The organism is Enterobacter cloacae complex sp. P13B, assembly GCF_014895915.1.
GTDB lineage: Bacteria > Pseudomonadota > Gammaproteobacteria > Enterobacterales > Enterobacteriaceae > Enterobacter > Enterobacter bugandensis.
Genome location: NZ_JADBQN010000071.1, coordinates 1 through 8,910 on the forward strand (window position 1 = coordinate 1; position 8,910 = coordinate 8,910).

Annotated in this window: 6 protein-coding genes; 3 read left to right on the top strand and 3 right to left on the bottom strand. The window is 55.0% G+C overall.

The window, feature by feature from the left end; genetic code table 11:
* Positions 1–256 precede the first annotated feature (256 nt).
* Positions 257–1,423, top strand: coding sequence for a porin OmpC (gene ompC, locus IM273_RS21635; RefSeq protein ID WP_193051817.1), 1,167 nt, complete (start codon positions 257–259; stop codon positions 1,421–1,423).
* A gap of 57 nt (positions 1,424–1,480) precedes the next feature.
* Here ompC and IM273_RS21640 read toward each other — a convergent pair whose 3' ends face one another.
* Complete coding sequence (locus tag IM273_RS21640) at positions 1,481–2,344, bottom strand: N-acetylmuramic acid 6-phosphate etherase (RefSeq protein ID WP_193051816.1); 864 nt, start codon at positions 2,342–2,344, stop codon at positions 1,481–1,483.
* A gap of 165 nt (positions 2,345–2,509) precedes the next feature.
* On the opposite strand from IM273_RS21640, the gene IM273_RS21645 reads away from it, so the two are divergent.
* Positions 2,510–4,126, top strand: a complete 1,617-nt coding sequence (locus tag IM273_RS21645; protein WP_193051815.1) for a sensor histidine kinase — start codon at positions 2,510–2,512, stop codon at positions 4,124–4,126.
* Positions 4,123–4,842 carry a two-component system response regulator DcuR gene (dcuR, locus tag IM273_RS21650; RefSeq protein ID WP_028013719.1) on the top strand — a complete coding sequence of 240 codons (720 nt, stop codon included), beginning with the start codon at positions 4,123–4,125 and terminating at the stop codon, positions 4,840–4,842. The genes IM273_RS21645 and dcuR overlap by 4 nt, the downstream gene beginning before the upstream one ends.
* Here dcuR and IM273_RS21655 read toward each other — a convergent pair.
* Complete coding sequence (locus IM273_RS21655; protein WP_193051814.1) at positions 4,823–5,785, bottom strand: FAD:protein FMN transferase; 963 nt, start codon at positions 5,783–5,785, stop codon at positions 4,823–4,825. The two genes, dcuR and IM273_RS21655, sit on opposite strands and share 20 nt — an antisense overlap.
* Positions 5,786–5,843: 58 nt before the next feature.
* A complete protein-coding gene (locus tag IM273_RS21660; protein ID WP_193051813.1) occupies positions 5,844–8,624 on the bottom strand; it encodes a flavocytochrome c in 2,781 nt (926 codons plus the stop codon).
* Positions 8,625–8,910: the final 286 nt, after the last annotated feature.

Below are 8,910 nucleotides of genomic sequence, written 5' to 3' on the forward strand. Positions count from 1 at the left end.
GAATTATAACATAGCCAAATTAAATGATATTAAAAATAGAAAGGCGAAATACTTAATAATAATTACCCGCAATACATTCAATCAATTAATTCACAAGAAAAATAAAGAGATTGATTGAAATATTTTGTAATCTTTTTAATGATTTAATTACATTTATTTTTGAACCAAAATTACAACCCTTGGAATAGTATCAAACACGTAATTACGGAGGGTGATTACATATATTCATATAAATTATCTTTAAAGGGAATATATAATGAAAAGAAAAGTTCTGGCAATTCTTGTACCCGCATTATTAATGGCTGGCGCAGCAAACGCGGCTGAAATGTATAACAAAGACGGCAATAAAGTTGACCTGTACGGCAAGGTCGATGCGCGTCATACCTTCTCCGACAACCCTGGTGACGACGGCGACGAAACCTACGTGCAGATTGGTTTCAAAGGCGAAACGCAGATCACCCGCGATCTGGTCGGTTACGGTCAGTGGGAATATAAAACCTACGCAAATGATACCGAAAACGCCGGGGACACCTCTTTCAACCGTCTGGCCTTCGCGGGCCTGAAATATGGCGAATACGGTTCATTCGATTACGGCCGTAATTACGGCGTCGTGTACGATGTTGAAGCCTGGACGGATATGCTGCCGGTATTTGGTGGTGATTCCTACACCTGGACTGACAACTATATGGTTGGCCGTACCAACGGTGTTGCGACCTACCGTAATAATGATTTCTTTGGTCTGGTTGATGGCCTGAATTTCGCGCTCCAGTATCAGGGAGCTAACGAAGGTGCAAACGCTAACGAAGATCAGGAAGGCACCAAAAACGGTCACGACGACGTACGCTTCCAGAACGGCGACGGCTTCGGTATGTCTACCACCTATGACTTCGACTTCGGTCTGACGCTGGGTGCGGCGTATTCTTCCTCTGACCGTACCAACGATCAGGTTGCTTATGGCGCGGGCAACTATAACCGCTTCAGCAAATACGCGGGCGGTGACCGTGCAGACGCATGGACCGTTGGCGCAAAATATGATGCTCAGGGCGTCTACCTGGCGATGATGTACGCGGAAACCCGCAACATGACACCGTACGGCAGCGACGGCATCGCCAACAAAACGCAGAACTTTGAAGCCGTAGCGCAATACCAGTTTGACTTCGGTCTGCGCCCATCCCTGGCGTGGGTCTATTCCAAAGGCATTGATTTGGGCGGTAACGATTATCACCCAGGCAATGGCTATGACTATGTAGACCAGGATCTGGTTAACTACATCGACCTGGGCATGACCTACAACTTCAACAAGAACTTCTCTACCTACGTTGATTATAAAATCAACCTGCTGGACGAAGATGACGCCTTCTACAATGACAACGGTATTGCAACCGATGACATTGTTGGCATCGGCATGATCTACCAGTTCTGATCCCTGAAAATACCAAAGCCCGCATTTGCGGGCTTTTTTGTTTCAAGGGGCACTATTTTACGGCGCTTCCTGCAGCGCCACGCGGATAAACCCGTTATTCTGCACCAGCAGCTCATGGGCTTTCCACGCATCCAGACCGGTCAGCACCATCAATACCGCGGTTTTACAGTGATGGTTACAGCTCTCCAGCGCGGCTTTTGCCTGCGCTCGGGTGCATCCCCCCGCCTCCATCACGATGGCGATCTGCCGTTCGGCCCATTTGGTATTGCTTGCCTCAAGATCCACGCGCAGGTTGCTGTAAACGCGCCCGGTACGAACGGCCAGCGCCGTGGTAATCATTGAGAGGATCATTTTTTGCGCGATCCCCGATTTGGTGTTGAGATAGCCGGCCACCACATCGGCACCCAATTCGGGAGCAATAACCATACTCGCCAACTGCGCGGCTTCACTTTGCGCATCACCGGTAATAATGGCGACCGGTGAACCCAACGACCACGCATGCCGCATTGCCCCCCAGACCCACGGCGTTTTTCCGCTGACGGTCACGGCAAGCATCATATCGTGCTCATCAAATTTAATGGCCTGCAGATCAGCCACCCCGCGCTCGTAGCTCCCATCCCCCTCTTCTGCCGTCACGGCAATTACCGGCGTTTTACCCGGCGCATACTCATCTGCAGCCTGTTGTGCGATGCAGCCTGACGGGCCCGCGCCGACAATCACCAGACGGCCGCCGTGGTTGAGCGCCGAGGCGGCGTTATCCACCGCGCGGGCGATTGTCGTTAAGCAGGGGGTTATAGCAGCAGAAATGCGTGCATCTTCCTCGTGGATAACCTTCAGCATGTCCAGCGTGGACAATCTATCTATATTCATCGTGCTGGCGTGCCGTCTTTCCTTGACTGAACCGGTAAGCGTAATGCTCATAAACAGCCTCCTTATTATGAGTACCCACACACTATAAAGTGTTTTATATAGATGACCTGCGAGTGGAGTCACGAAAAGAAGAGTAAATCGACGCTTTTACATGGCTTTAAGAAAAGCCCATCATCAGCGATAATCACTCCCTTTCTTAATCATCGCGGAGTGTTGATGAGCGATTTGCAGCCTTTCCCTCTGACGCGCAAGCGCCCCATGAAACTGTACACGCTGGTCACGTTGATGGTGTCCGCGATTATCGCCTCGGTGTTGCTGGTAGTTTTTGCGCTCTATTCCGTGCAGATCACCCGGGCGACCCGCGATGATGTAAAAGATACCGCTCTGGGCATCGCCCGCACGCTGGCCGACAGCCCGGAGATCCAGCGCGGCCTGATGCAGTCGCCGCAGGCAGACATCATTCAGCCCATCGCCAAAGCCGTTACCCAACGCAACGATCTGCTGCTTACCGTGGTGACCGACATGCGGGGGATTCGCTACTCGCACCCTAACGAGGCGCTCATCGGCCTGCATTTTATCGGCAACGATCTGGAACCCGCGCTGGAAGGCAAAGAGAATGTCTCGGTTAACCGCGGCGCCCTCGCCGAGGCGCTTCGCGTTTTCACGCCGGTCTATGACAGCCAACACGATCAGATCGGTGTCGTCGTGGTCGGGATTTCCCTCAAAAAGGTGGAAGACCAGATAGCCCGCGGGCGGCTGAACGCGCTCTGGACGATTCTGTTCAGCATATTTATGAGTTCGATGGCGATTTGGGGTCTGGTACGGGTTCTGAAACGCATCCTGTTCGGGCTCGAACCCTATGAAATCTCCGCCCTGTTCGAACAGCGCCAGGCGATGCTGCAGTCGCTTCGCGAAGGGGTGCTGGCCGTCGACATTCACGGCCGCGTGACGATGATTAACCACGCTGCCAGAGAGATATTACTTCTTCCCTCCGGCAAGCAGACCGAAAACACCAGCGAGCCGCTGCTGGCAAACCTGCGTGAGGTATCGAAAACCGGGATTGCGCGTCAGGATCAGGAGATCAGCTGCAACGGACGACTGCTGCTCTGCAACATGGTGCCGGTCAAAAGCCAGAATCGGGTGATCGGGGCTATCAGCACCTTCCGCGATAAAACGGAAATCAGCCAGCTGATGCAGCGTATCGATGGCATGGTCAACTACGTCGACGCCCTGCGCAGCCACACGCACGAGTTTATGAATAAACTGCATGTGATCCTCGGCCTGCTGCACATGAAGCGCTACGACAAGCTGGAGGAGTACATCATCCAGACGGCGCATAATTACCAGACGGACATTGGCACGATCCAGAGCAAGGTAAAGTCCCCGGTCGTTGCCGGGTTCCTGCTGGGTAAAATCAACCGGGCGAAAGAGGCCGGCGTCACCCTGACGCTGGCGGATGAAAGCCTGATACCGGATACCGCAAGTGAAGAGCAGGTTGCGGTACTGATCACCGCGCTGGGTAACCTCATTGAAAACGCGCTCGACGCGATGGCAGGACAGCAGGAAGGCGAGATTGGCCTGCTGCTGCATTATCAGAATGGCTGGCTCAGCTGCGAAGTCAGCGACGACGGCCCCGGCATTGATCCCACTCAGCTGGAGGCTATTTTTACTAAAGGGTTCTCAACAAAAGGTGAAAACCGCGGCGTTGGGCTGTTCCTTGCTCGCCAGCAGATCCAGAACCTGGGCGGCGATATTACCGTCGAGTCTGAGCCTGGCGTATTTACCCAATTTTTTGTTCACATCCCCTGGGATAGCGAGAGGAATATCGCGTGATAAATGTATTAATTGTCGATGATGACGCCATGGTAGCCGATCTCAACCGTCTGTACGTCAACCGTGTTGAAGGCTTCAGCTGCTGCGGCGTCGCCTCCACGCTCAATCAGGCCAGGGCCTTTATCAATAACCCCAGCCAGCCTGTCGATCTGGTGCTGCTGGACGTCTACATGCAGCAGGATAACGGGCTGGATCTGCTGCCCGATATTCGCGCGTCAGGCCGCCCGATTGATGTGATTATGATCTCCTCGGCCGCCGATGCCGCCACGATCCAGACCTCCATCCACTACGGCGTGGTGGATTATCTGATAAAGCCGTTCCAGTTCCCGCGCTTTGAAGAGGCGCTGAACGGCTGGAAGGCAAAGCACAGCCTGATGGGCTCGCACCAGTATTACGAGCAGGCGGACGTCGACAGGCTGATCCACGGCGGCGCGCCGGAGCTGGCGGACACTAAAAAATTGCCGAAGGGATTAACGCCGCAAACGCTGCGCACGATTTGCCAGTGGATTGATGGCCACCCGGAGACGGAATTTTCCACCGACGATCTGGCTAACGCAGTCAATATCTCCCGCGTCTCCTGCCGTAAGTACCTGATTTGGCTTGCGCAGATCAACATTCTGTTCACCAGCATTCACTACGGCGCCACCGGGCGTCCGGTGTATCGCTACCGCTTACAGCCGGAACAGATCGGGCTGCTCAAACAGTACTGCCAATAACGCGGTAGCTCTCGTCCAGAAGGGTAAAACGGAAGTGGTGCATCGAGGAGATGACCACTTCTTTTGTTTTGGTCACAAAGATAGCTTCAATATCGGGGCGCGCGCACACGGCGGCACAGCCCTTTTCTACCCCCATGCCGTACATCAGCGTGGTCCAGATGTCGCCGTCAATGGAGTCTTTTGAAATGATAGTGACGCTCTCCAGCTCGTTGTCGAGCGGATACCCGGTGCGCGGATCGAGAATATGGTGATAGCGCTTGCCGTTCTGCTCGAAGTAGCGCTCGTACGTTCCCGAGGTCACCACGGAGAGGTTCTCCACCGTCATCGCACCGATAAGCGCGTCACCGGCAAACGGTTTTTTTAGCCCCACGCTCCAGCCCCCTTCTGGCGAGCCTAACGTCTGGATGTTTCCGCCGAGGTTGATCAGCCCCAGCTCAGCGCCCTCTTTGCGCAGGTAGTCCCGCACCCGGTCGGCGATATAGCCTTTGGCGATGGCACCCAGATCAATCTCCATCCCCGCTCTGGTCAGAAACACGCTGGTCTGCGCCTCATCAAGGATGACCTCCTCGGGCCGGGTTATCGCCAGCAGGGACGCAATGTCATCGGCAGGCGGAACGCTGTCTCCCTGAAAGCCAATCTTCCAGCGCTTCACCAGCGGGCCGATCGCCAGGTTAAACGCGCTATCTTTTAGCATGCTTGCCGCTTTGGCACAGCGGATCAGTTCAAACACCGGACGACTGACGGCAACCGGATGCTGGCCCGCCGCATGGTTGATGTCCATCACCTGGGAATGCGCCCGGTTAACGGTGAGGAGATCTTCGTACTGTTTGATCAGGCGGAAAACGCGGGACGCGAGGGCTTCGTCATGGGAGAAGAGCTTCAGGAGAATGGGCGAGCCCATCAGAACGGCGGAGTAGCTGTAAACGCGATGGCTATCAGGCATTGTATGTGTCCTCAGATGTAGCCCCGGCAGGCACCGCGCCGCCGGGGAGACAGGAGCCTTACGTTCTTTTTGAGCGCATCGCCGCCTGATGTCCTGCAAGGGTACCAAAAATAATGATATCCGCCACCGCGTTACCGCCGATACGGTTGCCGCCGTGGATCCCCCCGACCACTTCACCCGCCGCAAACGCCCCCGGCAGTACGTTGTGGTTGCTGTCCAGCACGCAGGTTTCGGTGTTGATGGTCACGCCGCCCATGGTGTGATGCACGCCTGGCGCAATCTGAATAGCGTAGAACGGCCCTTCGTTGATAGGCGCACGCAGCGCGGTGGTACGACCAAAATCGTCATCGTGCTGTTTTTCAACGAAACCGTTGTAACGTTCCAGGGTCGCGAGGAAAGCGTGGTGATCCATACCGAGCGCTTCCGCCAGCGCTTTTGGCGAGCTGGCGCTGGTCACGAAGCCTTTCGCAATGTACTCATCCGCGGCTTTGTTTTTGGCACGTACGTGCTCGTCAAAGACGATGTACGCGTATTTCTCCGGCAGCGCGATGATTGACGCCGAGACTTTATCGCGGGTCGACATTTCGTTGTAGAAGCGCTCCCCTTTCTGGTTGACCAGAATCGCCCCGCCCCCGCGGATGGATTCGGAAATCAGGTACGAGGTGTTCTGCTCAACGGTTGGGTGAATTTGGATTTCGCCCATATCCACGGTGCCCGCCCCGATGCGCTCCAGCAGCGCGATGCCGCCGCCGGTTGCCCCTTTGTGGTTGGTGGTGACGAACCCTTCCAGATCCGGACGGTATTTGACGACCATCTGGCTGTTGGCGCTGAAGCCGCCCGTCGCCACGATCACGCTTTTCGCTGCCACGGTGACGGTTTCGTTCTCTTCAGTGGTCAGGCGAACCCCGGTCACTTCACCGTTCTCGAAGATGATGTCGCTGACGGAGGTATCCAGCATCACCTCGATGTTGCGTTTGTTGACGTTACGCACCAGGCCGCTGATCAGGTAGCCCCCCACCGCAGAGCCGTCTTTTGGACGGTGAGTACGGTCGATGCTCATCCCACCGGTGGTGGTGATGTCGTTCAGCATGATGCCGCGCGTTGCCAGCCACTCGATCGCCTGCGGCGCGTTCTCGACAAAGCGGCGCAGCAGTTCAGGGTTGTTCTTGTTGCCGCCGCCTTTCAGGCTTTCCTGGTAGAACAGCTCTTTGCTGTCCTGAATGCCCTTCACGCGCTGGAAGCGGGTTTCGGCGGCGTTCATCCCGGCAGAGGCTTTAATGGTGTTCCCGCCGATGGTTGGCATTTTCTCGACAATCAGCACGCTCGCGCCTTCGTCGTGAGCCTGAATCGCCGCCGCCAGACCGGCGCCGCCGCTACCGACCACCACCACGTCCACGCTGCGGGTTTCGTTCGGGTCCACGCCCTCTTCCGCTGCCAGCGCTTTGCTGGATTTCAGCATCGCTTTAGAGACCGCTTTTTTCACCGCTTCACTCTGGCTGGTGGCACCGGTGATGGCATCCACGTGCGGGGTATTGGCGTCCAGAATGCGGGTACGGATCTCTTCAAAGCTGGTGACGAACTCCACGTCATCGCTCGGGCCGGAGGCCAGCTCGATGTCCGCAATGCGGTCGGTTTCCAGACTGACGTTAATCACCAGCTCGTTCGCGTCGTCCTGCACCTTCTCGGTGAACATGCCCGGTTTGAATTTCGATTCGCCCATGCTCATGTCGCGGATCATCGCTTCCACCAGCGAGAAGCGCCACAGGGGTTCAGGAATGCTCAATTCTTCGCGTTTGGTGCTGTCCATAAACAGCTCAAGGCTTTCACCCGTCGCGATGCGGTCGGTCCAGTCCGGGTAGGCAATAGTGGCGCGGCCAACGGCAATCAGGTCGTAACCGTGGTCCAGCGCTTCATTCACGTCTGACGCATTCACCACGCCGCCCACGCCCATCACCGGAACCTGCGCCAGGGTTTCAGAGCGCATCGCGCAGTATTTTTCGATCAGCGGCGTCGGGTCCTGGGTGTCGACAATGGACGGACGCAGGGTCGAGCCGACGGAGAAGTGCAGGTAGTCCACGCCGCGCGCCGCCAGTTTTTCCAGCAGGTACATGGTGTCTTCAAAGCGGATGCCCGGCACTTCCAGCTCTTCAGGGGAGAAACGGTAGCCAATAATAAACGCGTCGTCCGCGTACTGGCGCACCATTTTGTGGGTGATGTCCAGCACCGCCAGCGGGAACTTCGCGCGGTTGTCGCGGCTGCCGCCCCACTCGTCGTCGCGCTGGTTTGAATTCGGTGAGTAGAACTGCTGAATCAGGTAGGTGTTCGCCCCGTGGATTTCCACGCCGTCAAAACCGGCCTGGATGGCGCGGCGCACGGCTTCACCAAACTTGCCGATCATGCCTTCCACTTCTTCGGCGGTCAGGGCAACCGGCGTTGCGGCACCGTCACGCGGCGCGGCCACGGCGCTTGGGCCAACGGGGGTACGGCCACCGATCAGTTTCGGATCAACCATGCGGCCACCGTGGTAGATCTGCAGCAGGGCCTTAGATCCTTTGGATTTAATGGCCTCGGCGATTTTCGCCAGCCCGGCGATTTTCTCGTCGTTATCAATACCAATTGCCCCCGGGAAGGCAAGGCCGAGATCGTCGACGAAGCAGCACTCCACGATGATGGTGCCAATGCTGCCGGAACGGGCCCGATAGTACTCCACCAGCTCGCTGGTGACGGTGCCGTCATAATAGCCGGTACAGGTGGTCATAGGGGCCATTAACAAACGGTTTTTCAGTTCAGTGCCATTCGGTAATGTGAAGGGGCTAAGAATGCGTTCGTTAGTGCTCATAATAGAAACTCCAAACTTTTAAAAATTGAGAATTCGTTATCGGATTGATTTTTTTATTTCGTCGTTTTTTGCCGATGTCATGATATTAATATAATGATTTTTTTAGTTTCTAAAGTTATTACGTTAGTTAAAAAACTATTTAATCCCTGTGATAACACTAATAATACATTGGTGTTAGCGATTGTCATTCAGGCATTCACAATATTTTAAAATACGTTAAATAAAAAATGGTAAAACCATTATAACAAAAACCAAAAACACCATTTAAAATCAACTAAATAGTAAT